The sequence below is a fragment of the Pseudalgibacter alginicilyticus genome (genome assembly GCF_001310225.1).
Lineage (GTDB): Bacteria > Bacteroidota > Bacteroidia > Flavobacteriales > Flavobacteriaceae > Pseudalgibacter > Pseudalgibacter alginicilyticus.
In genome coordinates this window covers 3,862,155-3,889,092 of the sequence record NZ_CP012898.1, presented here as the reverse complement: position 1 = coordinate 3,889,092, position 26,938 = coordinate 3,862,155, and the positions used below count along the sequence as shown (strand labels likewise).

Below are 26,938 nucleotides of genomic sequence, written 5' to 3'. Positions count from 1 at the left end.
CCCATAGACATCAAAACTTTCTTTTATACAAATACATCTGCATCGTTAGACTGTCATTTACGTTTTCAAAATAAGAGAAATTATTTTCTATAACTTCATCAAATAAATTTGAATTTTCTCAAATCAAAAAATAAAATATTGAAATATATTACTTCCCTAATATTATCTTTTTTATTGTTGTTTTTAAAAATCAGATGTCTATTTTTGCTGTAAAACATAACTACTATGATAACATCCGATCAAATAAAAGATCTTAAACCCCGCCTAAAAGCTATTAGGCACTATCTTTGACGTAGATGCCAAACTTATAGAAATACAAAACGAAGAAGAACAAACGTTCGACCCTCAATTCTGGAACGATTCTAAAGCTGCTGAAATTATTGTTAAATCACTTCGTGTCAAAAAAAAATGGGTAGAAGACTATAATAATGCTAAAACTCTTTTTGACGATTTAGAAGTTCTTTATGAGTTTTACAAAGAAGGTGAATATACTGCAGAAGAAGTTGAAAATCATTACCATAAACTCACTACTCTTTTAGAAGATATAGAGTTTAAAAACATGTTATCTGAAGAAGGTGACAGTTTAAGCGCTGTTCTACAAATTACAGCTGGTGCTGGAGGAACCGAAAGTTGCGATTGGGCAAGTATGCTCATGCGAATGTACCTAATGTATGCCGAAAAAAGTGGCTTTAAAGTTAAAGAACTTAACTTCCAAGAAGGCGATGTGGCTGGTATAAAAACTGTGACTTTAGAAATTGAAGGCGATTTTGCTTTTGGCTGGCTTAAAGGAGAAAATGGTGTTCATAGACTGGTAAGGATTTCACCATTTGATAGCAATGCCAAGCGTCATACTAGTTTTGCTTCAGTATATGTATACCCTCTTGTTGATGACACTATTGAAATTGACATCAATCCTGCGGACATTGAAATAACAACAGCGCGTTCTAGTGGTGCTGGTGGTCAAAATGTAAATAAGGTTGAAACTAAAGTACAGCTAACGCACAAACCTACAGGCATTCAAATTCAATGCTCTGAAACCCGTTCGCAACACGACAACCGTTCTAGAGCCATGCAAATGCTTAAATCACAATTATATGAAATTGAACTTCAAAAACAAATGGCACAACGTGAAGACATTGAAGCTGGAAAAATGAAAATTGAATGGGGAAGCCAAATCCGAAACTACGTTATGCAACCTTACAAACTTGTAAAAGACGTTAGAACCGCTCATGAAACCAGTAATGTTGATGCTGTAATGAATGGAGATATTGGCGAGTTTTTAAAATCATATTTAATGATGATGGGACAAAAAGAAGAAAGCGACACGCTATGACCAAAATAGACACCTTTATTTTTGACTTAGGCGGCGTGCTTATTGATTGGAATCCTGAATATGTTTTTTTAGATGCTTTTAATGGCGATAGAAAAAAAATGCAGTGGTTTTTTGATAACATTTGCACCAGCGATTGGAACGAAAACCAAGATGCTGGTTATCCATTAGCACAAGGGACTCTGGATTTAATTAAAAAATTCCCTGAACATAAAACCTATATTGAAAAATTTTATGGCGAATGGGAAAACATGCTTGGAGGCTCTATTGAAGGGACCGTTAAAATTTTAAATAAGCTCGTAAATTCCAATCAATACAAAATAGTAGCGCTAACCAATTGGAGCAATGAAACTTTTCCTATAGCCCAAAAACATTTTGAATTTTTAAAGTGGTTTGAGGGTATTGTAGTTTCTGGTGATGAAAAAACAAGAAAACCATTTAAGGATATTTATGACATTACTTTAAACCGATTTAGTATTAAACCCGAAAATGCAATATTTATTGACGATAATATAAGAAATATTGAAGCCGCTAATAATTTAGGCATTAATGGTGTTCATTTTAAAACCCCTGAATTACTCATTCAACAATTAAAAACTTATCATATTCATTTATAATGATTAAAATTTATCACAACAACCGCTGTAGCAAATCTAGATGTGGATTAGAAATTTTAGAAAAATCTGGCAAAGAATTCCAAATTATAAAATATTTAGAAAATGTTCCTGACAAAAAGGAATTAACAAATATTATTAAACTTTTAAAAATTGAACCCATAGATTTAGTTCGAAAAAATGAAGCTGTATGGAAGTCTGATTATAAAGGCAAAGATTTAAGCAATGAAGAAACCATTGTAGCAATGATTAAAAACCCAAAATTAATTGAGCGGCCTATTATTATAAATGGAAATTCAGCAGTAATTGGGAGACCTCCTGAAAAAATTCTTGAAATCATTTAAGAAACGCAAGTAAACTCTTAACAAGATTTTAACTAACAAGCATTAAACCATAGGTTATTTTTGGGGTCAATACTTCTTAAAGTAACTTTATGATGAACAAATCTGCTCTTTTATTATTTATTCTGGCATTACTTATTATGCCAAATATTATTCTTGCTCAAGGTCAAAAATCGGTAAATCAATATGCTAACCCATTAAAGAATGTTACTATTACTGGTAAGGTCATTGATAAAGATACAGGTGACCCTCTTGAATATGCAACCATTGTTCTTGTAGATAAAGATAAAAAAACAACTGGAGGTATCACTGATGCTTCCGGTAATTTTAGTGTTGTCGTGCCAAAAGGTGTTTATGACATTTCAATTGAATATATTTCTTACATCACACAAAACATAAAAAATAAACAAATCACAGCCGATGAAAACTTAGGTGTTTTTTATTTAGCAATTAATATGGAATCTTTAGGTGAGGTGGAAATTATTGCAGAACGTACCACGGTTGAGTTAAAACTTGATAAAAAAATATACAATGTAGGTAAAGACCTCACAGTTAGTGGAGGAACCGTTAGTGATGTTTTAGATAACGTTCCATCAGTTTCAGTAGATGTTGAAGGTAATGTAGCCCTACGAGGGAATGAGAATGTTCGTATTTTAATTAATGGAAAACCTTCTGGTTTAGTTGGTTTAAATTCCACCGATGCCTTAAGACAACTTCCTGCAGATGCCATTGAAAGAGTTGAAATAATAACATCACCCTCAGCACGTTATGATGCCGAAGGAACAGCTGGTATTTTAAACATCATACTACGTAGAAGCAAACTTCAAGGTTTAAATGGCGCAATAACTACAAATATTGGCTATCCTAACTCTGCTGGTATTTCTGGAAATATAAACTACAGAACTGGCGATTTTAATTTTTTTAATACTACCGGTTATAATTACAGAGAATCTCCTGGCGGTTCAAAAACAGAAACTGAATATTTTAATGGTAGTGAACCCAGTACTTTTTTAAATGAAACCCGAGATTTTGATAGAAAAAGCAAAGGTATCAGCACAAATTTAGGTGTTGAATGGTATATTACAGATTCTGCATCACTTATAACATCGGTAGTTTATAGAGACAGTGATGAAAATAATGATGCAACAAATTTCACTGATGAATTAGACAGTAATAAAAACATAACAAATTCAATCTTTCGATTTGATCCAGAAGAAGAGTCTGATAAAAACATACAATACGCCGTTAATTTTGACAAACAATTTGATAGCAACATAGATCATAGGTTGACATTTGATTTTCAATATGAGAATAGTGAAGAAATAGAACAGTCATTAATAGTTCAAAATGGAGATGAAGTAGAACGCGTTCAAACCATTGAAGAGCAAAACAGCATATTATTACAAAGTGATTATGTTTTGCCCATTGGAGAAAACAGCCAATTTGAAATGGGATACCGAGGTAATTTTTCTGAGCTAAATACAGATTATTCATTGGAATTTAATGAAAATGGAGATTTTGTTGAAGATGGAGACGTAAGCAACAATTTGATTTATAGAGAATATATTAATGCCGTTTATTCGCAATTTGGAAGTAAAATCAAAGAGAAATTTTCCTTTTTACTGGGGTTACGAATGGAAGAATCTAGAATCACTATTAATCAATTAACTTCCAATGATTTTGAACGCAAAAATTATGTTGGTTTTTTCCCTACTCTAAATTTAGGTTATGAAATTTCAGAAGATCAGAGTTTTACTTTAGGATACAATAGACGCTTAAGTCGTCCGCGCTCTCGTTATATCAATCCGTTTCCGTCTCGTAGTAGCCCCATCAATTTATTTCAAGGAAATCCAGACCTTGATCCAAGTTATTCAAACTCTTTTGATTTAGGGTATTTAAACCAAATAGGTAAATTAACTATAAATTCATCTATTTACTATCAACATGCTACAGATGTATTTTCATTTATTGCTCAAGGAAGTGATGATTATTACATATACGATACGAGTCAAACGGTTAACATCAATGATGCTGATTTTAACGATTTAAATAGTCAATATACACTTATTCAAGTAATAAACAGAACTCCCGTTAATTTAGCTACAAATAACCGTTTTGGTTTTGAATTTACCGTCACTCACAGACCTACCCAAAAATGGAACATTAACGGAAATTTTAACTTATTTCACTCAACTACAAAAGGCTTTTATGAAGGTACCGATTTTGGTGCAGAAAACGTAAGCTGGTTTGTAAGATTGAACAACAAATACACCCTCCCTTCAGAAATTGATTGGCAAACTAGGCTATTGTATATGGGACCACGAGAAGACGCTCAAAATGAAACTAAAGGTATGTTTTCAGCAAATATGGCTTTTAGTAAAGATTTGTTTAATGAAGCAGCATCTATTTCGTTAAATATTAGTGATATTTTCAACTCTCAAAAACGTCAAAGCATATCTACAACGTCTGAGTTTTATAGTGATTCTGAATACCAACGAAGACAAAGAAGTTTTAATCTGTCATTCACTTACAGATTCAATCAACAGAAAAAAAGAGATTCTGGAGAAAGAGGTGATGGAAATGGAGGCGGAGACGACTTTGATTTTGAAGGTTAAAAAACCTAATATACTTAAAAATAAATATAAAAAAAGGGAAGCTCATGTTAAGCTTCCCTTTTTTATGAAATTTTAATTATTATAAATTTTAGTAACGAAACCTTAAAGTTTCGCTTTCTTTTCTTCTCTCTTTTCCTTAATAAATTCCATCAAAGAACCACCAATCCAGTAAGGAATTGCAAAAATGGTTAAAAAAAGCATCAACCAAAAACCAATGGTAAAAATCGATAAAAAGGCTAAAAATCCTAAATATTGGTCAAAATCAAACATAATTGTAAGTGTGTTTTAAAAATGTTAAGCAAAGATAGTGTAAAGCTTCTTTTTATACAATACCAAATTTAAATTTATTAACAGCTTTATTAATAACTAACACGCCAAACCATTTTTATTTTGCAACCTAAAGTTATTTAACCTTATTAGTTTTCTACTTGAAAGAATAGAAAAAATTACTCCATAGAATGCAATCCTACCACATTGCCTTCTGTATCTGAAAACAGTGAAATATACCCATGTTTACCAATAGACATTTTTGGGGTAACTATTTTACCACCTGCTTGTTCTACACGTGCTTCTTCTATTGTACAATCAACGCTGCCAAAATAAACTAAAGTTGAATTTCCTCCGGCTTTAAAGCCTTCCATTTTAACCAAAGCGCCAGTAGCTCCGTAATTTTCCATATCCCCCGGAAAACATTTCATTTGAACAGCATCGTCAGTAGGGCTTGGCATAGTTTCTAATGTAATATTCAAAACAGCCTCATAAAAATTAGAAGCTCGTTCCATATCATCTACGTAAATTTCAAACCAAACTATCGGTTTATTTGCTTTCATAATTAAATATTGTTAAAAGTTTTGCTGTAAATTTAAGAATATTCTTTAACCACAAACATATAATTAACTCATTTATAATACATTATTTTTAACAACTTCTCCATATCAAAAAACATATCACAATATAATATTTACTATCATGTAGCTTTTTTGCATAAAAAAAGCACCACAAAATATTGCAGTGCTAATAAAAATATAATTTTATTTCTTTAATCTAAATTCGGCTGTGGCGTCATTCTTAAATAAGGTGTTATCTCTTTATGTCCTTTAGGGAACATGTTTGGAATTTGCTCATTGGTAATTGCTGGTGAAATAACTACATCTTCTCCATGATTCCAGTTTGCTGGTGTAGCCACTTTATGGTAAGCTGTTAATTGCAATGAATCTATAACGCGTAATAATTCATCAAAATTTCTTCCTGTTGAAGCTGGATAAGTAATAATCAATTTTACCTTCTTATCATTTCCAATAACAAATACAGAACGCACTGTTAATTTGTCGTTAGCATTGGGATGAATCATATCGTACAATTCAGATACTTTTCTATCTTCATCTGCTATAATTGGAAAATTAACCGTTGTATTTTGAGTTTCGTTAATATCATTTACCCAACCTTTATGAGATTCTAATCCGTCTACACTAAGGGCTACTACTTTAACATTTCGTTTATCAAATTCTGCTTTATATTTAGCCACAGTACCTAATTCGGTAGTACAAACAGGCGTGTAGTCGGCTGGATGCGAAAATAAAATTCCCCAACCATCTCCTAACCAATCGTGAAAATTGATCGTACCTTCTGTTGATTCAGCTGTAAAGTTTGGGGCAATGTCTCCTAATCTAATTGTTGCCATGATGTTTCTTGTTTTTATGTTTATAATATTAGTTTGAAGTAAAAAACTTCATTATAGCTAAGATACAATTTTATTATAGCTACATAAAATTCAGACGTTATATATATGTTAAAAAGATCTAATAAAAACTAACAATTATCATTATAAATACAGGTCAAATAAATTAACTTTGCTTCTTAAATTTAATAGTTACCAAGATGAGTTTTAGAATAGAAAAAGACACTATGGGCGAGGTAAAAGTACCTGCCGATAAACTTTGGGGTGCACAAACCGAGCGCTCTAGAAACAATTTCAAAATAGGACCTTCGGCTTCTATGCCTTTAGAGATAATTTATGGTTTTGCATATTTAAAAAAAGCTGCTGCCTTTACAAATTGCGAATTAGGTGTATTACCTATTGAAAAACGAGATTTAATTGCTCAAGTATGCGATGAAATTTTGGAAGGTAAACACGACGATCAATTTCCTTTGGTTATTTGGCAAACAGGTTCTGGCACACAGAGTAACATGAACGTAAATGAGGTGATAGCTAATAGAGCACAGCAATTGGCTGGTCAGGTTATTGGTGAAGGCGAAAAAGTTATACAACCAAATGATGATGTTAACAAGTCTCAATCTTCAAATGACACCTTCCCTACTGGTATGCATATTGCTGCATATAAGAAAATTGTAGAGACAACTATTCCAGGAGTAAAACAACTTAGAGATACCTTAAAAAAGAAATCAGAAGCCTTTAAAAATGTGGTTAAAATTGGTCGTACCCATTTAATGGATGCTACACCACTAACCTTAGGTCAAGAACTTTCTGGTTATGTTGCTCAATTAAATCACGGCATTAAAGCTTTAGAAAACACTTTACCACATTTAAGTGAATTAGCCTTAGGAGGTACAGCCGTTGGAACAGGTTTAAATACCCCTAAAGGGTACAGTAAACGTGTTGCTGAGTACATTGCTAAATTTACAGAGCTACCATTTGTAACAGCTCCCAATAAATTTGAAGCATTAGCAGCGCACGACGCTTTAGTTGAAACACATGGCGCTTTAAAACAATTGGCCGTATCATTAAACAAAATAGCCAATGATATAAGAATGATGGCTTCTGGTCCGCGTTCTGGTATTGGAGAAATTATCATCCCTGCTAACGAGCCAGGAAGTTCAATTATGCCTGGAAAAGTAAACCCTACCCAATGTGAAGCATTAACCATGGTTTGCGCGCAAGTAATGGGGAATGACGTAGCAGTTTCTGTTGGTGGTTTACAAGGGCATTATGAATTGAATGTGTTTAAACCAATAATGGCTGCAAACGTTTTACAGTCTGCTCAATTAATTGGAAATGCCTGTGTGAGTTTTGAAGAAAATTGTGCTATTGGTATTGAGCCTAACCAAGAGGTTATTACAAAGCTTTTAAACAATTCATTAATGCTTGTAACCGCTTTAAATACCAAAATAGGGTATTATAAAGCAGCCGAAATTGCCAATACAGCCCATAAAAATGGTACCACTTTAAAAGAAGAAGCTGTAAGATTAGGCTATGTAACTCCAGAAGATTATGATGCTTGGGTAAAACCCGAAGATATGGTTGGTAGCTTAAAATAGCACTAACAAACATGTGGTAATGAACCAAAAAAAACAGGTATATAATATACCTGTTTTTTTTTTGGTTAGTTAGCTATTAATCTCACGTAATTACTTTATATAAACGGAAATATGGGGTAAATATATAGTTTTGAATAATCCTATTCATTAACATTTGTTAATAATTTGCATTTAATTTTTTTCTAATTCTACATAACTGTACTGGGGTAATACTCAAGTAAGATGCTATTTGATATTGAGGTATGAGTGAATCAATATCTGAAATTTCTTTTTTTAGGGCTAAATAACGCTGAGTTGCGTTCATTGAAATAAACTCCAATTGACGCTTTTCATCATCCATAAAAACACCCTCTAATGTTTTTACATACAACTTACATATACTTAAATCAGTATTGACAAAATTCATGAAAACTTCAAAATTCATCTCATATAATTGACAATCTGTAAGCGTTTCATAAGTCAGTCTTGATTTTTCATTTTTTATCAAAGCCGTAAGTGAGGCAACAAAATTATATGGTAGAAAAAATTTTTTATTATATTCTTTACCCGTTTCTGAACTCAAATAGGCTCTCATAAAACCAGAAATTAACAGGTAAACTTTACTGGGAGACTCATCTGCTTTTATGAGTTGATTTCCTGCTTCAACATTAACTAAGGTTGCTGCTTCTAATAACTTTTTAAAAGTTGCTTCACTAATTTCACTAATAGAATTTAAAAAAGAAAAGTTTTTGTCCAACTTAAATATTACTTAGATTAACAATATTCAAATTAAAGACTATTTAATGGACTTTATAAAAAATTTCGATAAGTTTTAAATATTTAAGACATAAACTAAACCGATTAATATTATTCTTTCCGCTGTGACTTTACCCCTTGTAAAATAGCTTTTAAACGAGTTTTTCTTGTTTCTATCTCCAACTTTTTTTTATTGTTTTTTTGAGCTAATAATTTTGAATGCTTCGCTTTATTTTTAGTGTTTTTATGTTGCCCAGTTTTTGCCATTTTACTTAGTATTTTTTGGATTGCAATAACTTATTTTGCTCTTCCATTAAATCTGTAAGTTTTGAAAGCAATTCAATATCTTTTGGTGTAGCAACAGTATCATCATTTGAATCATGTGATTTGTTTCGCAAGCGATTCATAAATTTCACTACAATAAACACGGTAAAAGCAATAATGATAAAATCTAAAAAAGCTTCACCTAAAGCACCATAACCAATAGCTACTTCATCTGATATAACACCACCTGTGGCATCTGTTTCAGCATGGCGTAGTACAATTTGTTTATCTCCAAAATTAACACCATCAGTTAGCAATGATAACGGTGGTAAAAACACCTTTTTAACCATAACATCAATAACTTTATTAAAGGCTGCACCTATAATAATTCCAATGGCCATATCCATCATATTACCTTTAACAGCAAATTCTTTAAAATCTTTATATAATTTCATTTATAATATTACTTTTCTTATTTCTTATAAAATTTAGCATAACTTCTGTAAGCGAAAAAACCTAACAATGCCACCAAACCAAATGCCATAGCTATAACATTAAAACTAGCTATTTGCTGACCAGATTGATATGAATGAAGTCCTGACAGATAAAAGTTAACTCCAAAATAAGTAAAAATAATAAACGAAAATGCAATGATTGACATCAGATTAAAAAACCAGCGTCCGCGTAACCCCGGGATCAATCGCATATGAATTACAAAAGCATATATCATAATACTAATAAGAGCCCAAGTTTCCTTTGGATCCCACCCCCAATAACGTCCCCAACTTTCATTAGCCCACATACCACCTAAAAAGTTACCAATGGTTAGCATTACCAATCCAATAGTTAAAGCCATTTCATTAATAATAGTTAACTCTTTTATGTTAAGCAACATCTTGGCTTTATTTTTTTTAGTTGTAAAAATCATGAGTAGTAAAGAGGTAATCCCTAAAATCATTCCTATAGCAAAAGGTCCATAACTGGCTACAATAATAGACACATGAATCATCAACCAATAACTGTTTAAAACAGGCTGTAAATTTGCTATAGCTGGATCCATCCAATTCCAATGTGCTATCATCAATAACATGGCTGTTACAAATGCTGTAGATGCAATAGTTAAATCACTTTTCCGCCCAAAAGCCAGCCCAAAAAACATGGTAGCCCATGCTACATATATCATAGATTCATATGCATCACTCCACGGTGCATGCCCAGAAATGTACCAACGAACAATCAACCCTGCTGTGTGTAATAAAAATAAACCGAGTACAACAAGTTTTAAAACAGTAACAGATTTATTTAAAACGTTACTCGTTTCTCTGAATATTTGAACAATTAAAATAATAAACAACAAAGTACCAGCATACAAATACCAACTAAATAACTTTTTAAAAATATCATATTTATTATATAAAACCTCTGCCTTTATTTTTTCATCACTCAACATCACGTCTCCTCCATATTTATGTTGGGTTTTTTTAAAAGCTTCTAAAATTTTATTAGCTTCAGAAAAATCATTTTCTTGTTTTGCATTATTTAAAGTAAATAAATAAGCTCTGAAGCCATTTTTTACAAAATTAACATACAATGAATCTTGAATTCTATCTTGAAAGTGTGGTAATTCAGAGGTTGAAATCCATTTATTGTTGGTATCATCAGGAATTGGAAATATTTTTAAAGAACTTCCCTCAATAGTGTTATACAGTAAACTAACACGTTGGTCAGCCTCTTTAAACTCTTTTTGATAACCATTTGGTGCTAAGGCTTTATACGCTTCTTCTAAGTATGGTGCTAATTTATACTCTCCTCTATCTGTAAAAAACTCAGCAAGTGACACATGTTTTTCACTTTCATCAACACCTATTAAGTGCCTAATGGTATCTGCTTTTTTTGATGCTAAATATATTACAGGTACATTATACCAAAGCATTGGACTTTCTTGAATGGATAAAAATATTTGGTTAGCATCCAAACCTTCGTAAGCATCACTTTTACTTAATTTACGAAGCATTTCTGAAGCATAAGTATTAACAGGCATCATTCTACCTCCCAAATCCTGAATAACCATTTTCCCAAACAAATCTGCGTGTTCTTTTGGTGTTATATTAGTTTTTAAAATAGAATCTATTTGTGCTTTGGTTGGTTTTATTGGTGTGGTATGGTTGTGCCCATCATGTTCAGAATGCTGTTGTGCAAAGGAGCTTAGCCCCAAACACAAAAACAAAATACTTAGTTTTTTTACTTTATTAGCTTTCAATTTAGCAAGTTGCTTTTCTAAATCTTTGAAACGAGATCCTTTAATAAACAAAATAGCCATCAATCCAAAATAAAGTAAAAAGTAGCCTATGTAAGTAATTAATGTCCCCCAATAATCATGATTAACAGACAAAATGGTTCCTTTTTCATCTCCATCAAAACTAGATTGAAAAAAACGATAGCCACGGTGGTCCAAAATATTATTCATAAAAATTTTATAATCATAACTGCCTTCATTTTCATCAATTACTGTGACTTCACTTGAAAAAGCAGAATATCCATTTTCTGTCCCTGGATAACGCTCAGCTTCAAAATCATTAAGTTTAATTGAAAATGGCAATTCTAAAACTTTAGACCCATAACGTATGCCTATATCCAAACCACCAACATGAATATATTTAAAATTACTATTACTTCCCTTTCCTCCTAAAACACCTATGTTTTTTGTTTCATCATTGGTTGTTATTTTAAGTCGCAAACCATCTTGATCATTTTGTAAAATTTCAGATTTCTTTACAATTTCAAAATGTCCTTTTATTACAGGCTTCGGAAACACCATTTGCATGTTACCTATAACATAGCGCGAACGTAAAATTAAAGGTTGCAAGCTATCTTTTACCAAAGTCCCTTGAGCCATGGTTGCCATAGTCATATATTCGCCTTCAAAAGGAGAGTTTATAGTTAATCCATTCTCTGATTGTGTAATGTTTATTGCGCCTTCAGTTGGCTTATCAAGAGCAAAAAGTATATTGTGAATACTCTGAACTTCACCTGATTTTAAGAAATGATTGTGAGGTCCATTGGTACCAGCTTCTACCATTTTAAGGTATGCCTCTCCATTTTCATCTGGTATGATATCTTCCTCGGCTCCAACTATAAATTCTTCTAATTCTATACTTACAGGTTGCTGATTGTATTTGGTATTAATTTCAAAAGAATTCTTCATACGTCCAGAAAAATCAACTTCTCTTTCAATCGGTAAGCGTTGTGGCACACCATCAATTTCATAATCACCATCAATATAAGCTGTGACATATGTTTTTTGTGAAAGAAACGTATTTTCTGTAGCGCCTTCACGAATGGCCATCATACCCTCAAAACTAACGTACCTTGTTATGAATGCACCAAGTAAAATTAAAATAAAGGCTAAATGCAAAACCAAAGTAGCCCATTTTTCCTTTTTATGTAGTTGATATCTAAAAATATTACCTAAAAAATTTATAACAAAAAACACCATAATAGCCTCAAACCACCATGCGTTATATATTAAATTTCTAGTGTATGGTGTTGGTGATGTATCTTGACCGGCATCTAAAAAAGTACCTGTTACCATTGCCGCAGCAAAAACAAGAAATAAAACAGCAGTAAGTCGTGTAGAGAAAAGAATTTTAGCGAGTTTAGTTTGCATCATGGAAAGCCTTTTTTAAAGTCGAGCAAATTTAGGGATTTAAGTTTGTTTGGAAGTGTTAAAATTTGATAAAATAGCTGATTACTAATGACTATAAAGTGTTAAATTACAACTCTAATAACAAACAAAACCCTTTATAAACTCTTTCTTGCTTCAAATATTTTTAAATACAAAAATGTTCCCATTTTTCGAGCGCGATTTTTGGCATTGTTAGCATACTCTCCTTCAAAAAGTTCATCAACAGTTTGTAACCAAAGATTTAACCACAAACCAAAATGCATTTCAGTAATATTATGGTTGTTTTCTTTATCTACTTTTTCATGAACTTTTAATGGATTTCCGTAATATTTTGTTTTTAGAAATAAACTAGCTTCCCAAAAAGAGGTTAGGTTTTCAAGGTGGGCTTCCCAATCTTTTATTGCATTATTAAAAAACGGAGCCAAAACAGTATTTTTTCTCACTTTTGCATAAAATGAAGACACTAATAAGAAAATATCTTCTCTAGTTTTAATATCTTTTTTCTCCATAAGTCAAAGTTAAGTAATTATTTTTCTGGTGAAACATAGTAACGCAAAGTTTCAGTAACTGTTCTATTAGATTAAAACATACAAACAGTCTTTACTAAAAAATTGTGAATCATAAATCATAAATCGTAATTCTTGCTTATTTTAGCGGGATGATTTCAGTAACGATTCTTGGTGCAGGCAATGTGGCCTCGCATTTATATAAAGTGTTCTCAAAAACAGAACAGGTTTTCGTAAAACAGTGGTACAACAGAAGTATTGGTAGTATTTCTACTCATAAAAATGAGGTTGAAATTATTGATGATCTTTTAAAAATTAAAGAGGCCGATGTGTACATATTGGCTGTAAGCGATGATGCTGTAAAAACACTTTCTGCTTCACTTCCTCTTGAAAACAAATTGGTGGTACATACTTCAGGAAGTGTCAGTTTATATGATATTGATAAGAAACACCGTCGCGGAGTTTTTTACCCCATACAAACGTTTAGCAAAACCGCAGAAATAGATTTTTCAAATGTTCCTATTTGTATTGAAGCACTTAAAAGCAATGATTATCAACTTTTAAAAAAGTTAGCAATTTCTATAGGTAGTCCTACAAAAAAAATAAATAGCGATCAAAGACGCGTTTTGCATTTAGCTGCAGTGTTTGTGAATAATTTCACAAATCAATTGTATAGAATCGGTCATGAAATAACAGAATCAGAGGGTGCCGAATTTGATGTTTTAAAACCATTAATTATGGAAACGGCAAAAAAAGTTCAAGACTTCTCTCCTTATATGGCACAAACTGGTCCTGCAAAACGCAATGATAAAAAAACCATAAGAAAACATTTAAAATCGCTTGAAAGCGAACATCATAAAGACATTTACAAACTACTAACAGAATCAATACAACGCACCCATGGAAGAAAAAAGCTATAAAGAATATTTAGAACATATAACCACTTTCATTTTTGATGTAGACGGTGTGCTTACCGATGGAACAATAACAGTTACTACCACAGGTGAGTTATTACGAACCATGAACATAAAAGATGGTTACGCACTAAAAACAGCCGTTGATACTGGTTTTAATCTATGTATAATTTCTGGAGGTACCAATGAGGGCGTTCGAACACGCTTAGCCGCCTTAGGTATCAAGGATATTTATTTAGGTGCACATAATAAAATTGAACAGCTAAATGCATACTTTAACAAATATGAAATTAAAGCAGAAAACGTTTTGTATATGGGTGATGACATACCTGATTACCCTGTAATGAAGTTAGTTGGTTTACCTTGCTGTCCACAAGATGCTGTACCTGAAATTAAAAGTATTTCTAAATATGTTTCGCATAAAAAAGGCGGCAAAGGTGCCGTTCGCGATGTTATTGAGCAGGTGCTTAAGGTTCAAGAAAAATGGCATGGGAATTTTACGGCAAGTTATGATTAATTTTGAGTGAATTTTAAAAATGCATCGCGGCATTTTACCCCCTCCTTGTAATGGTTATTACTTTTTAACAAAAACTTTTCAACTTTTTAATTTATAAAGTGAACTTACTAAATCTTATTCGTTGGAAAAACTTATTAATGATTGCCTTAGTACAATTACTAATCAAGTATGCGTTTTTAGAACCTTTTGGCGCCCAAACAAGTTTAGATATTGTAGGTATGTCACTTTTAATTTTGGCTACCATTTGCATTGCTGCTGCTGGAAACATTATTAACGATATTTATGATGTAGAAACTGATTTTGTAAACAAACCCGATTCGTTAATTGTAGGAAACACTATTTCAGAAAAAACAGCCTATAATTTATTTATCATCTTTAATATGATAGGTGTTGGCATTGGTTTTTATTTGTCAAACCATGTTAACAAAAGCGCTTTCTTTTCTTTATTTGTTATTATTTCAGCCTTACTTTACGTATATGCTACGTATTTAAAACGCACACTATTAATTGGTAACATTGTTATTTCAATATTGGTTTCTTTAAGCATTATTATTGTTGGTATTTTTGAACTGCTTCCAAGTATTAATTTAGAAAACCAAAGTTTACAATTGTACTTTTTTAAAATTATATTCAATTATGCACTATTTGCTTTTATGATTAATTTTTTACGAGAAATAGCCAAAGACATTGAAGACATTAATGGCGATTATAAGGCAGGTATGAACACCTTACCCATTAGCATTGGCAGAAATAGAGCCAACAACGTTTTAATAGTATTAACATTTATAACCTTACTCTTAATTTTATTTTATATAATTGATGTTTTATACAATGAACTTATTTCAGTTAGCTATTTTTTAATATTTATTGTTGCTCCTCTTATTTATATTCTTATTAAAACTATTGAAGCTAAAACTAAAAAAGATTATCACTTAATAAGTAATACTCTAAAATTGGTTATGTTTTTTGGTATGCTTTCCTTACTTTTATACAAGTATGTAATTCTTAATTAATGCTTCAAGATAAGCTTAAAAATCATCACATTATTTTAGCTTCTGGTTCGCCTAGAAGACAAGCTTTTTTTAAAAATTTAGGATTGGATGTTGAAATTCGCTTAAAACCTATAAATGAAGAATACCCACCGCGATTAACCCATTTTGAAATCAGTAATTATTTAGCACAACTAAAAGCACTGCCTTTTAAAACTGAATTAAAAACAAATGACATTTTAATAACCAGTGATACCATTGTTTGGCATAAACATCAAGCTTTAGGAAAACCCAGGGATGTTGATGAAGCCTTTCAAATTATAAAATCTTTAAGCAATAGCACCCACGAAGTTATTACCTCGGTATGCTTTACTTCTAAAACATTTGAAAAAACATTGCACGATATTACACAAGTTACTTTTAAAAACCTTAGTGATGAAGAAATTTGGTACTATATAAACACAGCAAAGCCTTTTGATAAAGCAGGAGCTTATGGCATTCAGGAATGGATTGGACAGATAGGTGTTACCAAAATTGAAGGTTCCTATTTTAACGTTATGGGGTTGCCTATTCATCTTGTTTACAAAACGTTAAATGAGATGGCTATCACTACTTAAGTTTGTATCTTTATGATATGAAAACTTTATACACACCAAATAAAATCACTACAACCACTATATTTTTATGGTTACTAATTGGAGTGTTTTTAGTGACTTTTTCTTGTAAAAACAACACTAAAAACAAAGAGCTTATTCAAAATAAAGAAACCCATATAACTATAAAAAAGGATTTAAACAGCAAGCAACTTTCAAAACCTTTTAAAGATTACTGGTATGCAGGGAAAGCTGAAATATCATCCTATAAATTAGAACAAGCACGTTATGGTGAAATGAGAGACGGACAAGCTGTTTTAATTTATGTTACCGAAGATTTTTTACCTAAAATTCAAGTAAAAGCTGATACTCAAAATGCTAATAATACTCCTGTACTAAAATTAAATGCAACTAAAAAATTCAATACAGGCATTTACCCATACTCCATTATGCAAAGTACCTTTTATCCTGTTTCAAGCAACCAACACGCCCTAAAAATTTCAAGTTCTATTCAAGAATGGTGTGGTCATGTTTATACACAGCTTAATAACAAAAAGGAATTTGAAATTACATCACATTCCTACTTTGAAGGAGAGGCTGATGAAAATTTTATAATAAACAAAGCTATTTTAGAAAATGAATTATGGACGCAACTACGCATTGATCCAAAATCATTACCAACAGGCAATTTAGATATCATTCCATCTTTAGAGTTTTTCAGAATGAACCATATAACCATAAAACCCTACAGAGCTTTGGCCAATTTAGCCAATGGCAGTTATATAATTTCTTACCCAGAATTAAACAGAAAGCTTGTTATTAATTTTAATACTCAATTCCCTTATGATATTTTAGGCTGGGAAGAAACCTATAAAAGTGGTTTTGGCAGTCATGCTAAAGAACTAACAACCAAAGCTACTAAAATAACAAGCATAAAATCAGACTATTGGAACAAAAAAAGTCTCAAAGATGAAAAGCTTAGAGAAAGGCTACAATTAAATTAAACTCATGTCAATTTGTAATGTATCTTTGCCGTTTATTTAAATGTTAGTTTATGTTAATTAATTTTTTTACAACCTACATATCCCAATTAATAGGCTCAGGAGTTCTTCTCCTTTCCCTACTGGTTATAAGATACATCACAAATTTCACCATTACTAAAGTAGCTAGAAAAAATGGTATAAATGAAGCTAGAATTCGGCTTATTCGTAGATATGTAACAGTAACCTTAATTGTAATTTCTATTATTATAGAATTATTCATTTTTGGTGCAAAATTTAGTGATTTAGCAGTTATATTTTCATCTGTTTTTGCCATATTAGGTATTGCATTATTTGCTATTTGGTCCATTTTAAGCAATGTAACCTCTGGCATTATTATGTTCTTTTCATTTCCTTATAAAGTAGGTGATAAAATTGAAATACACGATAAAGATTTTCCTATCCGTGCTATTATTGAAGACATTAGATCATTTCAACTTCACCTTCGCTTAGATAATGGTGATTTAGTAACCTATCCCAACAATTTAATATTGCAAAAAGCTGTAACATTAATTGAAAAAGATGCCATTGAATATGAAGCAGATTATGAATAAAAACTTATATTTATAACTATAAAGTTATAGATATGGCAAAAAAAAAGAGTAAAAACAGGCCAACCAAACACAACAAAAAATTAGGAACAGCCCCTGGTTCTATTATCTATACTGGCGAAAAAGAATCACATGAACTATTCATGGAATCTTTTGACTATTCCACTGAATTTCTTGAAGAAAAGCATTTACAAAATATTGAAGAAGCTTTTCAATATAAATCAACCGAAACCGTTTCTTGGATTAATGTAAATGGTCTCAATCATGTTTATGCTATTGAAAAAATTGGGACCCATTATAATTTACATGCCTTAACACTTGAAGATATTGTAAACATATCCCAACGTCCCAAAATTGAAGACTATGGAGATTACCTATTCATTGTTTTAAAAATGTTGTATTATGATGCCGATGAAAACCTTATATCTGAACAAGTAAGCTTTATAGTTGGTAATAATTACGTGCTGACCTTCCAAGAGTCAGATGGCGATGTTTTTGATGGCGTTAGAGAACGTATCAGGCATGGCAAAGGTCGCATAAGAACCATGGGAGCAGATTATTTATTATATGCACTCATAGATGCTGTAACCGACAATTATTTTGTGATTATTGAAACCATGGCTAACAAAATTGAAGATTTGGAAGATAATTTATTTAACGGTTTAACTGAAGATGATATTAGTATTCAAATTCAAAACTTAAAGCGAGAAGTACTAAGAATCAGACGAAATATATTCCCTTTAAGAGAGATTATTAATAAAATTGAAAAACAAGAAACTCCTTTAATAAAAGAAAAAACACTTCACTTTTTCCGCGATATATATGACAATGTTATACAGATTTCAGAAAACTTAGAAATTTACCGTGAAATGATTTGGAGTCTAATGGACATGTACATGACCACCATTAGCAACAGAATGAACGAGGTGATGAAAGTACTAACCATTATTGCCACCATATTTATACCTTTAACCTTTATTGCTGGCATATACGGAATGAATTTTGACAATATTCCAGAACTTCATTATGAGTATTCATACTACATCCTTTGGGGAGTCATGATCATACTTTTTGTTGGTATGCTTGTATATTTTAAACGTAAAAAATGGCTATAAGTTATAGATTCTGGGTATTATCTCCCTTCTGACCGACACCTAATCCATGCAGGGAGGAGGCTTTGCTTTTCAAGTACTCACTCTTGCCGCACTACGGGCTTTCCAATACCATCCTTAGTACAAATAAACATTTAAAAACATGATACAAATTCTTTTGATAATTTGTAAGAAAGTATTTATATTAGCAATAGCATTGGAAAGTAAAATCGATAAGAATGACTAAGAAACTAAAAAAGCATCCATATCCCGCCAGATTGGAACATTATGAATCGATAAACCATTCATATAACTAAGTTGTAACACATTAATCCATACTTTGAAAAAACTGCTATTATTCATATCGTCATTATTTTTTGCCAACGCAAATGCACAATCGGAATTTGATTTGGAAAAGACATTGAAAATTGAAAGACGAGATATGATTGTTATGGAAATTGACACTTATCTGAATGAAAAATCAAACTACGGAGAAAATATTGAGAAACTGAATTCTTCTCAACAGACTTTTCTTTTCGTGGAAAATTTAGAACGTGAAATGAATAATGGCGGATTTAATCAATTCTATTTTAATTCGAGTGGAGATTTTAGTCAGGAGACTGTAAATGCTCTTTTAGTAATTGGAGCAAAAAAAACAGCGGAAATAGTAAAAAAAGCAAACTCTGAATTTAAAAACGGAATTGTTTCTAAAGACAGAACTGAAAGACAAACCGAATTAGAACTAATTGAAAAAAATGCGGAAGAAAACTGGAATAAATGTGATTCGGAATTTTATGAATATAAAGATGACTTGACCGAATTATTAATCGCTTTTGTGATTAAGAACAAAACTGAATTTAAAAAATAACGTGTTACAACACCGTGTATAATTAATTGCTTTTTACGTGCTTACTTGCGAAAATTCCTGCGGAATTTTATCGGGTTCGTAAAAGTTTGCTAACTTAGTCCCCTAACCACGCAACTAACCATACACAAACACGTTACCCAACATTTGAGAAAAACTTACGAACTACATAACAAACTGTTGAAAATCTTATTAAAAGAAAACCTGATTTTCATAATCGGAATGATAGTTCTTACACCAATTTTTCAATATTTTAAGGGAGTTGAAAATTTTGAATTTGATGCTTTATATATGAAAATTCTTATTGGAATTGTATTTGTTTTTAATATTCCCGCAATCTGTATTTTAATAAATTATTATATTCAAAATAAAGATATTACGCTGGAAATTGATACTCAAACTGATTTTATAAAAATTAACAAAAAAGGAAAAACAAAGAATTATAAAATTTCCGACATTGAAACTTCAATCTATAATATTGGAATTTATTATAAAAACGCAATTGACAATAATTCGAGATGGTCAACAATCCATTCTGATTTTGGATATTGGGACTTGAAATTTGTGAATGGAGATAGATATTATTTATCGAATTTATTAGTTGACTTTTTGCACGAAAAAGCTTTTGTTAAAAAGACAAAATACCGATTTCGCCTTTTTCCATACATTGACAAATTGAACAAAAAAGCAGGAATTGAATTTAAAAAGATACAAATTCAAGAAAAGACCAGAGTTGAAAAATTTGTTGAACAATATCAATCAAAAAACGAAAGACAATTAAGAGAAATTTTAGATAATAAAAAAAGTTATCAAAAAGAAGCTGTGGAAGCTGCCGAATTAGTTCTGAAAAATAAAAACGTTGGGTAACAAGGTATATAATTCATTGCTAGTTCAAGCCTACTTACGAATATTCCTTCGGAATATTCTATTCGGTTTTTATTTGCGAATTAGTGACTTATACACGCAACGTATCATATACAAAACCGTTGTAAGCAAGCTGACCGAACCGACAAACTATGAAACTAAACAAGCTAAAATTAAAAAACTTCAGAAGCTATTCTCAAGAAACAGAAATTGATATTTCAGACTTGAATGTTATCATTGGAAAAAATGATGTTGGAAAGTCAACAATTTTAGAAGCTTTAGACATTTTTTTTAATGGAAAGCCTGACAAATATGATTTATGTATTTCAAATGACAATTCTCAAATAGAAATAACGTGTGTATTTGATGATTTACCTCAAGACTTAATTCTTGACGACACGATAAAAACGAGTTTAAAAGATGAATTTCTGCTAAATTCAAATAATAAACTTGAAATTAAAAAAAAGTTTCCAATTTCTGCATCTGGAAGTGTTTCGGAAGAATCTGTTATTATCTGTGAATATCCCGATAATGAAAATCTAAAGGATTTACTTTCTAAAAAGAGGACAACATTAAAGAATCAATTTGAGGAGCTAAACATTAATTCCGAAGGAGTTAATAGAAGTAAAAGTAAAGAATTAAGAAATGCAATAAGAAATCATTTTTACCCTGATGGAAACATATCGAAAATTACCACCGAAATAAAAATAGATGGAAAGTTAGATAATGAAGATAACAGAAAGAAAATATGGACTGGTCTAAAAAAATACTTACCTATATATTCTCTATTCTTCGTAGATAAGCCATTGACTGACCAAGATTCAGATATTCAAGACCCAATGAAAGAAATAATAAAGGAAGTCCTTAAAAGAGACAATATTACACCTTTATTAGTTCAATTAAAAGAAGCAGTTCAGAATGCATCAACATCTCTCGCTGACGACACAATAAATAAATTAAACGAATTAGATTCAGATTTAGCAGAAACTTTACGCTCTAACTTTCCAAAAGAGCCTACTTGGAATTCAATATTTAAATTAACGTTAGAAGATAATAGAGGTGTTCCATTAAACAAAAGAGGAAGCGGAATGAGACGTTTAGTCTTATTAAGCTTTTTTAGAGCGCAAGTAGAAAATAGAAGAACAGCTAATGCACCAAACATTATTTACGCATTAGAAGAGCCCGAAACATCTCAACACCCAGATTTTCAATTAATGATTGTAAATGCTCTGAGAGATTTATCTGAGACGGATAATGCTCAAGTATTTTTTACAACACATAATTCTAATCTTGCAAAAGAAATCCCAAAAAAGTCATTGAGATATGTCTATTCAGACAATGGTAATACAAATATCGAAAGTGGTATAAATTCAGATGGCTCTGATAATACAGAAATAATTGATAAAATTATAGACACATTAGGAGCATTACCAGACCCAAAAAATAAAGTCAAAGTATTAATTTTTGTAGAAGGCGAAAATGATATAAATGGCTTAATTGGAATAAGTAAACTTTTAAACTCAAATGATGACTCAATAATTAATTTGGAGAATAATGAATCTGTTGCTTTTATCCCTACAGGTGGCTCACAACTAAAGTATTATATAGAAAAAAAATATTTGGATGGTCTTCTTCAATCTCAAGTACATATTTATGACTCAGATATTCCTGCATATGTACAAAGTGTAGCAGATTTAAATGCAGAAAATAATGATAAAAAAGTTGGTTACAACACGACTAAATTAGAATTTGAAAACTATTTGCATCACGAAGCAATTAACGAATGTTATGAAGATTTAAATATTACTATTAACTTAACAGAGATTATAGATACAGATGATGTCCCTGAAAAAGTTGCAAGAGAAGTGCATAGTGTCACAAGTGATACTGATTGGGATACAATTAATCCAGACCCATTAAAAACGGAAGAAAAGCAAAAGAAAAAAATATCAAAAGCCAAACGTCAATTAAACACAAATGCGATTAATAAAATGACTGTTGAGAGATTAATCGAACGTGGAGGTTATGATGAAATTAAAAATTGGTTAGATAAAATTAAAGAATTTACAGAATAAAAAAAGCCAGCTTACAACAAAGAACTGAGGTAAAAAACAAGTCATTTCTTCAAAAATATTAGACACTATTATATTGGGCTTACAAATTCAAGTAGTTGATTTTGTAAGCTTTTTTTTATTCTATTTTTTTTAATTACTTAAGCAATACAGAAACGTAAGTTTCATCATACGCTGTGCCTGATTTCGCAATTGCAAAGCATTGTTTAATCAGCTTATTAGCTACAGCTATTAATGCCACTTTCTTGCTCTTTCCTTTGTTTACTATACGCTCATAAAGTTCCCGACACGCTTTATTATGCTTACAGGCATTAAACGAACATAGAAATAATAGATTACGTAGTTTCCTATTACCGACTTTACTTATCCGTGATCTACCTTTAACACTACTGCCAGACTCCCTTATGGTAGGTGTAATTCCAACGTAACTACATAACTGTGCTGCGTGTTCAAACTTTGAAAAACCATCGGTTATAACAATTAAAAACAATGCTGTTTTCTGACCTATGCCAGGAACAGTTCTAAGCAATGTTAGTTGTTCTTGCTGCTCTTGTTTGATTAATGATAGAAGTTTCAATTCGATAGCAGAAATCTCTTTGTCTAGATGCTTTTTATTACGTTTTAATGAACGGTACACATACCTTGATGGTATGCCCAAAGTCTCTTCCCCGTGTAGCTTGTTCTTGGTTGCTGTACGGTGTTTTAGATAAACATCTAACAATCTAAATAGCTGTAAACATTCACTCTGTACATCTGTGAGCGCATTGTATATGGGTACTGCATTGATTAAGGCATAATCACATATCGATTTAGCATCGCTCTTATCTGTCTTTACTTTGGCTAATTTCATTTGAATAAAACGCTTAATGGATAAAGGATTTACCACAGAAACTACTATTTTATTTTTGTACAAAAACTGAGCAAGCCGATAATGATAATAACCTGTTGCTTCCATAACCACTAAGGCTGTATCTGGTAATTCTTTTAGAAACTTAACGAATCCTGATTCATCATTTTTGTACTGATTATGACCCGAAAGGGTACCATAAACATCAAATACATCTTTGCTGATGTCAACTCCAAAAGTTTCTTTATATTTATTCATAAGAAATGATTTATGAAAGAACTAACTACTGGATTCACAACAACTTGAAATCGAGATCTATAGTCTCACAGAACTGATCGTGATTTAGTAGTAAAAGAGAGAGGATTATCAATGTTGTCGAAGTCTAAAGCTTCACCGTATATATTAACCTTAATTCTCTCTTTTGTTCTTTCTGATTTATATCTAATTTAATAGATTTCAAACTTAAGCCGTATATAATTTATTGCTGGTTCTAGCCTACTTACGAAAGTCCTCGCGGACTTTCTTGGTCGGTAATTATTTACTAAATTAGTTGCTTAAACCACGCAACAAACCATATACAAACACGTTACCACACATTTGAGAAAAATCGTCTACATATTAACAATTTTGATTTTCCAACAAAATCTTTACGCTCAAAAAGAAATTATTGGAAACGTAGAATATTATATGTCCTATAGTTATGGCATACCAAATATGGATTCCGCAACCGAAAAAACATTGGAATTCTTAAATTCTCAAAAGCAAAAAGTGGAAATTAAGCAAGGAACAACAATTCGTGAATTTGAAACCGACTCAAACGGAATTTTTAAATGCAACGTAAATCCTAATGAGAAAATCTATTTGTCGATAAACAAAAAGTCCAAAACAACTAACGCAGATTTTACTTTTGACCCAAGCCAAATAAGTGATACTTTGAAATTAAAAATATCGGACTTAAGAACTGCAACTTACAGAGATTCGATTTCCTCACCAGAATTTTATAATAAATACTCTGAAAAGCAAGCTCGCCTGGATTTTGAAAACGGAAATTTAAGGATTATTGCTGGTGGAGGATTTTTATCTAAAAAAACCATCAAACGTCGTAACAAAATTTCAAAAGAATACGGAATTGAATATGATTATATTTATGGCTGTATAATTGTGGCAACTGAAAGCCGAATTATACATCGCTATAACGAAACAATGAAAAAATTAATCGGAATAAAAAACGTGTGGTAACACCGTGTATAAGCTATGGCTTGTCCTCGCTCATCTGGAAAATCCTGCGGATTTTCCTCTGGCAAGTACCTGTTTGGAATGTTCCGTTTTTAACCCACGCCACAGCTCATACACATAAACGTTGTGCACAAGCTGAAAATGAAAAATCCATTAAAAATATTACTTCTGATTTTAACTTTAGTTTCTTGTAAAAACAAAACAGAATCTAAATCGGAATTGAATAAGGTAACGGCTGAATTGACTGAAGAAATTCCTCAAATGGAATTACAGCAAACCAACTCAATTTCGGAACAGTGGAATTTTATGGTTTTTGACAAAGGAGGATGTTTAGGAGGAACACAATATGTCACAGAAAAAAAGAGAGAAATTCCTACTATGGTTTTTAGCGAAACGGAATGGAAAAAATTTGCGAAAAATGACAAAACGGAATTGACTGAATTTCTTATCTCTAAACTTTCTGACACAACGAAAACTAAAGTGCATACTTGCCCATTTTTTGGAGCAACGAATGGAGAAATGGCTGTTTATTCACTTCAGCATATTCACAATATAAATTGGCTTGAATTTTCGGAATTTGAAGAATATAAAGACAGAAAATATGGAAATGCAACTGACCAACCGCAGATGTGGTTACAGAATATATTAAAAGACGAAACAGAACGGAATAAGTTAGCGGAATTGTACCGAAACGAACTGAAAAAATAAAAGCCAGTGCACAACAAAGAACTGAGGTAAAAAACAAGTCATTTCTTCAAAAATATTAGACACTATTATATTGGGCTTACAAATTCAAGTAGTTGATTTTGTAAGCTTTTTTTTATTCTATTTTTTTTAATTACTTAAGCAATACAGAAACGTAAGTTTCATCATACGCTGTGCCTGATTTCGCAATTGCAAAGCATTGTTTAATCAGCTTATTAGCTACAGCTATTAATGCCACTTTCTTGCTCTTTCCTTTGTTTACTATACGCTCATAAAGTTCCCGACACGCTTTATTATGCTTACAGGCATTAAACGAACATAGAAATAATAGATTACGTAGTTTCCTATTACCGACTTTACTTATCCGTGATCTACCTTTAACACTACTGCCAGACTCCCTTATGGTAGGTGTAATTCCAACGTAACTACATAACTGTGCTGCGTGTTCAAACTTTGAAAAACCATCGGTTATAACAATTAAAAACAATGCTGTTTTCTGACCTATGCCAGGAACAGTTCTAAGCAATGTTAGTTGTTCTTGCTGCTCTTGTTTGATTAATGATAGAAGTTTCAATTCGATAGCAGAAATCTCTTTGTCTAGATGCTTTTTATTACGTTTTAATGAACGGTACACATACCTTGATGGTATGCCCAAAGTCTCTTCCCCGTGTAGCTTGTTCTTGGTTGCTGTACGGTGTTTTAGATAAACATCTAACAATCTAAATAGCTGTAAACATTCACTCTGTACATCTGTGAGCGCATTGTATATGGGTACTGCATTGATTAAGGCATAATCACATATCGATTTAGCATCGCTCTTATCTGTCTTTACTTTGGCTAATTTCATTTGAATAAAACGCTTAATGGATAAAGGATTTACCACAGAAACTACTATTTTATTTTTGTACAAAAACTGAGCAAGCCGATAATGATAATAACCTGTTGCTTCCATAACCACTAAGGCTGTATCTGGTAATTCTTTTAGAAACTTAACGAATCCTGATTCATCATTTTTGTACTGATTATGACCCGAAAGGGTACCATAAACATCAAATACATCTTTGCTGATGTCAACTCCAAAAGTTTCTTTATATTTATTCATAAGAAATGATTTATGAAAGAACTAACTACTGGATTCACAACAACTTGAAATCGAGATCTATAGTCTCACAGAACTGATCGTGATTTAGTAGTAAAAGAGAGAGGATTATCAATGTTGTCGAAGTCTAAAGCTTCACCGTATATATTAACCTTAATTCTCTCTTTTGTTCTTTCTGATTTATATCTA

27 protein-coding genes are annotated in these 26,938 nt (G+C 31.6%); 17 read left to right on the top strand and 10 right to left on the bottom strand.

Annotated elements, in window-relative coordinates; translation table 11 throughout:
* Nucleotides 1-225 precede the first annotated feature (225 nt).
* The 4 genes from prfB to APS56_RS16150 all read left to right on the top strand — a co-directional run bounded on the left by prfB (nucleotide 226) and on the right by APS56_RS16150 (nucleotide 4,900).
* Nucleotides 226-1,333, top strand: a protein-coding gene (gene prfB / locus APS56_RS16165) for a peptide chain release factor 2 (protein WP_157757694.1) whose coding sequence is annotated in 2 segments (ribosomal slippage) — nucleotides 226-288 and nucleotides 290-1,333 — 1,107 coding nt in all. Because the reading frame shifts where the segments join, the coding sequence is not laid out codon by codon here.
* Complete coding sequence (locus APS56_RS16160) at nucleotides 1,330-1,947, top strand: HAD family hydrolase (RefSeq protein ID WP_054730791.1); 618 nt, start codon at nucleotides 1,330-1,332, stop codon at nucleotides 1,945-1,947. The genes prfB and APS56_RS16160 overlap by 4 nt, the downstream gene beginning before the upstream one ends.
* Complete coding sequence (arsC, locus tag APS56_RS16155; protein WP_054730789.1) at nucleotides 1,947-2,288, top strand: arsenate reductase (glutaredoxin); 342 nt, start codon at nucleotides 1,947-1,949, stop codon at nucleotides 2,286-2,288. The genes APS56_RS16160 and arsC overlap by 1 nt, the downstream gene beginning before the upstream one ends.
* An 89-nt stretch (nucleotides 2,289-2,377) precedes the next feature.
* Nucleotides 2,378-4,900 (top strand): TonB-dependent receptor, encoded by a 2,523-nt coding sequence (locus tag APS56_RS16150; protein ID WP_349267620.1) that lies wholly within the window; start codon nucleotides 2,378-2,380, stop codon nucleotides 4,898-4,900.
* Between the two features lie 102 nt (nucleotides 4,901-5,002).
* Here APS56_RS16150 and APS56_RS17060 read toward each other — a convergent pair whose 3' ends face one another.
* From APS56_RS17060 to APS56_RS16140, 3 genes are all read right to left on the bottom strand, one after another.
* Nucleotides 5,003-5,170, bottom strand: a complete 168-nt coding sequence (locus APS56_RS17060) for a hypothetical protein (RefSeq protein ID WP_098946186.1) — start codon at nucleotides 5,168-5,170, stop codon at nucleotides 5,003-5,005.
* Nucleotides 5,171-5,346: 176 nt separating this feature from the next.
* The gene (locus APS56_RS16145; RefSeq protein ID WP_054730782.1) at nucleotides 5,347-5,730 is read right to left on the bottom strand and encodes a VOC family protein; all 384 of its coding nucleotides are present in this window, start codon (nucleotides 5,728-5,730) and stop codon (nucleotides 5,347-5,349) included.
* A gap of 209 nt (nucleotides 5,731-5,939) precedes the next feature.
* Entirely contained in the window at nucleotides 5,940-6,581 is a 642-nt protein-coding gene (locus tag APS56_RS16140; protein ID WP_054730779.1) for a peroxiredoxin, read from the bottom strand.
* Between the two features lie 197 nt (nucleotides 6,582-6,778).
* Here APS56_RS16140 and fumC point away from each other — a divergent pair, with 197 nt between their 5' ends.
* Nucleotides 6,779-8,176 carry a class II fumarate hydratase gene (fumC, locus tag APS56_RS16135; RefSeq protein ID WP_054730778.1) on the top strand — a complete coding sequence of 466 codons (1,398 nt, stop codon included), beginning with the start codon at nucleotides 6,779-6,781 and terminating at the stop codon, nucleotides 8,174-8,176.
* Nucleotides 8,177-8,333: 157 nt separating this feature from the next.
* Here the strand turns inward: fumC and APS56_RS16130 are convergent, their stop codons facing one another.
* From APS56_RS16130 to APS56_RS16115, 5 genes are all read right to left on the bottom strand, one after another.
* On the bottom strand, nucleotides 8,334-8,912 hold the full coding sequence (locus APS56_RS16130) for a Crp/Fnr family transcriptional regulator (RefSeq protein ID WP_054730775.1): 579 nt from the start codon (nucleotides 8,910-8,912) through the stop codon (nucleotides 8,334-8,336).
* A 110-nt stretch (nucleotides 8,913-9,022) separates the two neighbouring features.
* The gene (locus APS56_RS17055) at nucleotides 9,023-9,178 is read right to left on the bottom strand and encodes a hypothetical protein (RefSeq protein WP_169786446.1); all 156 of its coding nucleotides are present in this window, start codon (nucleotides 9,176-9,178) and stop codon (nucleotides 9,023-9,025) included.
* A 5-nt stretch (nucleotides 9,179-9,183) separates the two neighbouring features.
* Nucleotides 9,184-9,630, bottom strand: coding sequence for a large conductance mechanosensitive channel protein MscL (mscL, locus tag APS56_RS16125; RefSeq protein ID WP_054730772.1), 447 nt, complete (start codon nucleotides 9,628-9,630; stop codon nucleotides 9,184-9,186).
* Nucleotides 9,631-9,647: 17 nt separating this feature from the next.
* A complete protein-coding gene (locus tag APS56_RS16120) occupies nucleotides 9,648-12,842 on the bottom strand; it encodes a cytochrome c biogenesis protein CcsA (RefSeq protein WP_054731451.1) in 3,195 nt (1,064 codons plus the stop codon).
* A 134-nt stretch (nucleotides 12,843-12,976) separates the two neighbouring features.
* Nucleotides 12,977-13,369 (bottom strand): group III truncated hemoglobin, encoded by a 393-nt coding sequence (locus APS56_RS16115; RefSeq protein WP_054730769.1) that lies wholly within the window; start codon nucleotides 13,367-13,369, stop codon nucleotides 12,977-12,979.
* Nucleotides 13,370-13,518: 149 nt separating this feature from the next.
* Here APS56_RS16115 and APS56_RS16110 point away from each other — a divergent pair, with 149 nt between their 5' ends.
* The 10 genes from APS56_RS16110 to APS56_RS16065 all read left to right on the top strand — a co-directional run bounded on the left by APS56_RS16110 (nucleotide 13,519) and on the right by APS56_RS16065 (nucleotide 22,865).
* Nucleotides 13,519-14,286 (top strand): Rossmann-like and DUF2520 domain-containing protein, encoded by a 768-nt coding sequence (locus APS56_RS16110; RefSeq protein WP_054730766.1) that lies wholly within the window; start codon nucleotides 13,519-13,521, stop codon nucleotides 14,284-14,286.
* Nucleotides 14,267-14,797, top strand: a complete 531-nt coding sequence (locus tag APS56_RS16105; RefSeq protein ID WP_054730764.1) for a KdsC family phosphatase — start codon at nucleotides 14,267-14,269, stop codon at nucleotides 14,795-14,797. The genes APS56_RS16110 and APS56_RS16105 overlap by 20 nt, the downstream gene beginning before the upstream one ends.
* A gap of 98 nt (nucleotides 14,798-14,895) precedes the next feature.
* A complete protein-coding gene (locus tag APS56_RS16100; RefSeq protein ID WP_082379387.1) occupies nucleotides 14,896-15,810 on the top strand; it encodes a geranylgeranylglycerol-phosphate geranylgeranyltransferase in 915 nt (304 codons plus the stop codon).
* On the top strand, nucleotides 15,810-16,403 hold the full coding sequence (locus APS56_RS16095) for a Maf-like protein (protein WP_054730758.1): 594 nt from the start codon (nucleotides 15,810-15,812) through the stop codon (nucleotides 16,401-16,403). Before APS56_RS16100 ends, APS56_RS16095 begins: the two co-directional genes overlap by 1 nt.
* A 17-nt stretch (nucleotides 16,404-16,420) precedes the next feature.
* Complete coding sequence (locus APS56_RS16090; protein ID WP_054730755.1) at nucleotides 16,421-17,383, top strand: hypothetical protein; 963 nt, start codon at nucleotides 16,421-16,423, stop codon at nucleotides 17,381-17,383.
* Between the two features lie 50 nt (nucleotides 17,384-17,433).
* Nucleotides 17,434-17,973 (top strand): mechanosensitive ion channel domain-containing protein, encoded by a 540-nt coding sequence (locus tag APS56_RS16085; RefSeq protein WP_054730753.1) that lies wholly within the window; start codon nucleotides 17,434-17,436, stop codon nucleotides 17,971-17,973.
* A gap of 32 nt (nucleotides 17,974-18,005) precedes the next feature.
* A complete protein-coding gene (gene corA, locus APS56_RS16080) occupies nucleotides 18,006-19,085 on the top strand; it encodes a magnesium/cobalt transporter CorA (protein WP_054730750.1) in 1,080 nt (359 codons plus the stop codon).
* A 316-nt stretch (nucleotides 19,086-19,401) separates the two neighbouring features.
* A complete protein-coding gene (locus APS56_RS16075) occupies nucleotides 19,402-19,929 on the top strand; it encodes a DMP19 family protein (RefSeq protein ID WP_054730733.1) in 528 nt (175 codons plus the stop codon).
* Nucleotides 19,930-20,073: 144 nt separating this feature from the next.
* A complete protein-coding gene (locus tag APS56_RS16070; RefSeq protein WP_489884302.1) occupies nucleotides 20,074-20,793 on the top strand; it encodes a PH domain-containing protein in 720 nt (239 codons plus the stop codon).
* A 149-nt stretch (nucleotides 20,794-20,942) separates the two neighbouring features.
* Entirely contained in the window at nucleotides 20,943-22,865 is a 1,923-nt protein-coding gene (locus tag APS56_RS16065; RefSeq protein ID WP_052466965.1) for an ATP-binding protein, read from the top strand.
* A gap of 133 nt (nucleotides 22,866-22,998) precedes the next feature.
* Here the strand turns inward: APS56_RS16065 and APS56_RS16060 are convergent, their stop codons facing one another.
* The gene (locus tag APS56_RS16060) at nucleotides 22,999-23,967 is read right to left on the bottom strand and encodes an IS110 family RNA-guided transposase (protein ID WP_054724010.1); all 969 of its coding nucleotides are present in this window, start codon (nucleotides 23,965-23,967) and stop codon (nucleotides 22,999-23,001) included.
* Between the two features lie 369 nt (nucleotides 23,968-24,336).
* Between APS56_RS16060 and APS56_RS16055 the strand changes: the two genes are divergently transcribed.
* Together APS56_RS16055 and APS56_RS16050 are read left to right on the top strand one after the other, a co-directional pair.
* Nucleotides 24,337-24,948 carry an FEKKY domain-containing protein gene (locus APS56_RS16055; RefSeq protein WP_054730748.1) on the top strand — a complete coding sequence of 204 codons (612 nt, stop codon included), beginning with the start codon at nucleotides 24,337-24,339 and terminating at the stop codon, nucleotides 24,946-24,948.
* A gap of 138 nt (nucleotides 24,949-25,086) precedes the next feature.
* The gene (locus APS56_RS16050; RefSeq protein WP_054724032.1) at nucleotides 25,087-25,653 is read left to right on the top strand and encodes a hypothetical protein; all 567 of its coding nucleotides are present in this window, start codon (nucleotides 25,087-25,089) and stop codon (nucleotides 25,651-25,653) included.
* Between the two features lie 130 nt (nucleotides 25,654-25,783).
* On the opposite strand, the gene APS56_RS16045 is transcribed toward APS56_RS16050, so the two are convergent.
* Nucleotides 25,784-26,752, bottom strand: a complete 969-nt coding sequence (locus tag APS56_RS16045; protein ID WP_054724010.1) for an IS110 family RNA-guided transposase — start codon at nucleotides 26,750-26,752, stop codon at nucleotides 25,784-25,786.
* Between the last annotated feature and the right edge of the window lie 186 nt (nucleotides 26,753-26,938).

Coding starts and splice junctions, on each gene's coding strand:
- APS56_RS16065 (WP_052466965.1), top strand. CDS start 20,943: ATGAAACTAAACAAGCTAAAATTAAAAAACTTCAGAAGCTATTCTCAA.
- APS56_RS16140 (WP_054730779.1), bottom strand. CDS start 6,581: ATGGCAACAATTAGATTAGGAGACATTGCCCCAAACTTTACAGCTGAA.
- APS56_RS16145 (WP_054730782.1), bottom strand. CDS start 5,730: ATGAAAGCAAATAAACCGATAGTTTGGTTTGAAATTTACGTAGATGAT.
- APS56_RS16090 (WP_054730755.1), top strand. CDS start 16,421: ATGAAAACTTTATACACACCAAATAAAATCACTACAACCACTATATTT.
- APS56_RS17060 (WP_098946186.1), bottom strand. CDS start 5,170: ATGTTTGATTTTGACCAATATTTAGGATTTTTAGCCTTTTTATCGATT.
- APS56_RS16115 (WP_054730769.1), bottom strand. CDS start 13,369: ATGGAGAAAAAAGATATTAAAACTAGAGAAGATATTTTCTTATTAGTG.
- APS56_RS16045 (WP_054724010.1), bottom strand. CDS start 26,752: ATGAATAAATATAAAGAAACTTTTGGAGTTGACATCAGCAAAGATGTA.
- mscL (WP_054730772.1), bottom strand. CDS start 9,630: ATGAAATTATATAAAGATTTTAAAGAATTTGCTGTTAAAGGTAATATG.
- APS56_RS16050 (WP_054724032.1), top strand. CDS start 25,087: ATGAAAAATCCATTAAAAATATTACTTCTGATTTTAACTTTAGTTTCT.
- corA (WP_054730750.1), top strand. CDS start 18,006: ATGGCAAAAAAAAAGAGTAAAAACAGGCCAACCAAACACAACAAAAAA.
- APS56_RS16160 (WP_054730791.1), top strand. CDS start 1,330: ATGACCAAAATAGACACCTTTATTTTTGACTTAGGCGGCGTGCTTATT.
- APS56_RS16150 (WP_349267620.1), top strand. CDS start 2,378: ATGATGAACAAATCTGCTCTTTTATTATTTATTCTGGCATTACTTATT.
- APS56_RS16085 (WP_054730753.1), top strand. CDS start 17,434: ATGTTAATTAATTTTTTTACAACCTACATATCCCAATTAATAGGCTCA.
- fumC (WP_054730778.1), top strand. CDS start 6,779: ATGAGTTTTAGAATAGAAAAAGACACTATGGGCGAGGTAAAAGTACCT.
- arsC (WP_054730789.1), top strand. CDS start 1,947: ATGATTAAAATTTATCACAACAACCGCTGTAGCAAATCTAGATGTGGA.
- APS56_RS16095 (WP_054730758.1), top strand. CDS start 15,810: ATGCTTCAAGATAAGCTTAAAAATCATCACATTATTTTAGCTTCTGGT.
- APS56_RS16120 (WP_054731451.1), bottom strand. CDS start 12,842: ATGCAAACTAAACTCGCTAAAATTCTTTTCTCTACACGACTTACTGCT.
- APS56_RS17055 (WP_169786446.1), bottom strand. CDS start 9,178: ATGGCAAAAACTGGGCAACATAAAAACACTAAAAATAAAGCGAAGCAT.
- APS56_RS16060 (WP_054724010.1), bottom strand. CDS start 23,967: ATGAATAAATATAAAGAAACTTTTGGAGTTGACATCAGCAAAGATGTA.
- APS56_RS16105 (WP_054730764.1), top strand. CDS start 14,267: ATGGAAGAAAAAAGCTATAAAGAATATTTAGAACATATAACCACTTTC.
- APS56_RS16110 (WP_054730766.1), top strand. CDS start 13,519: ATGATTTCAGTAACGATTCTTGGTGCAGGCAATGTGGCCTCGCATTTA.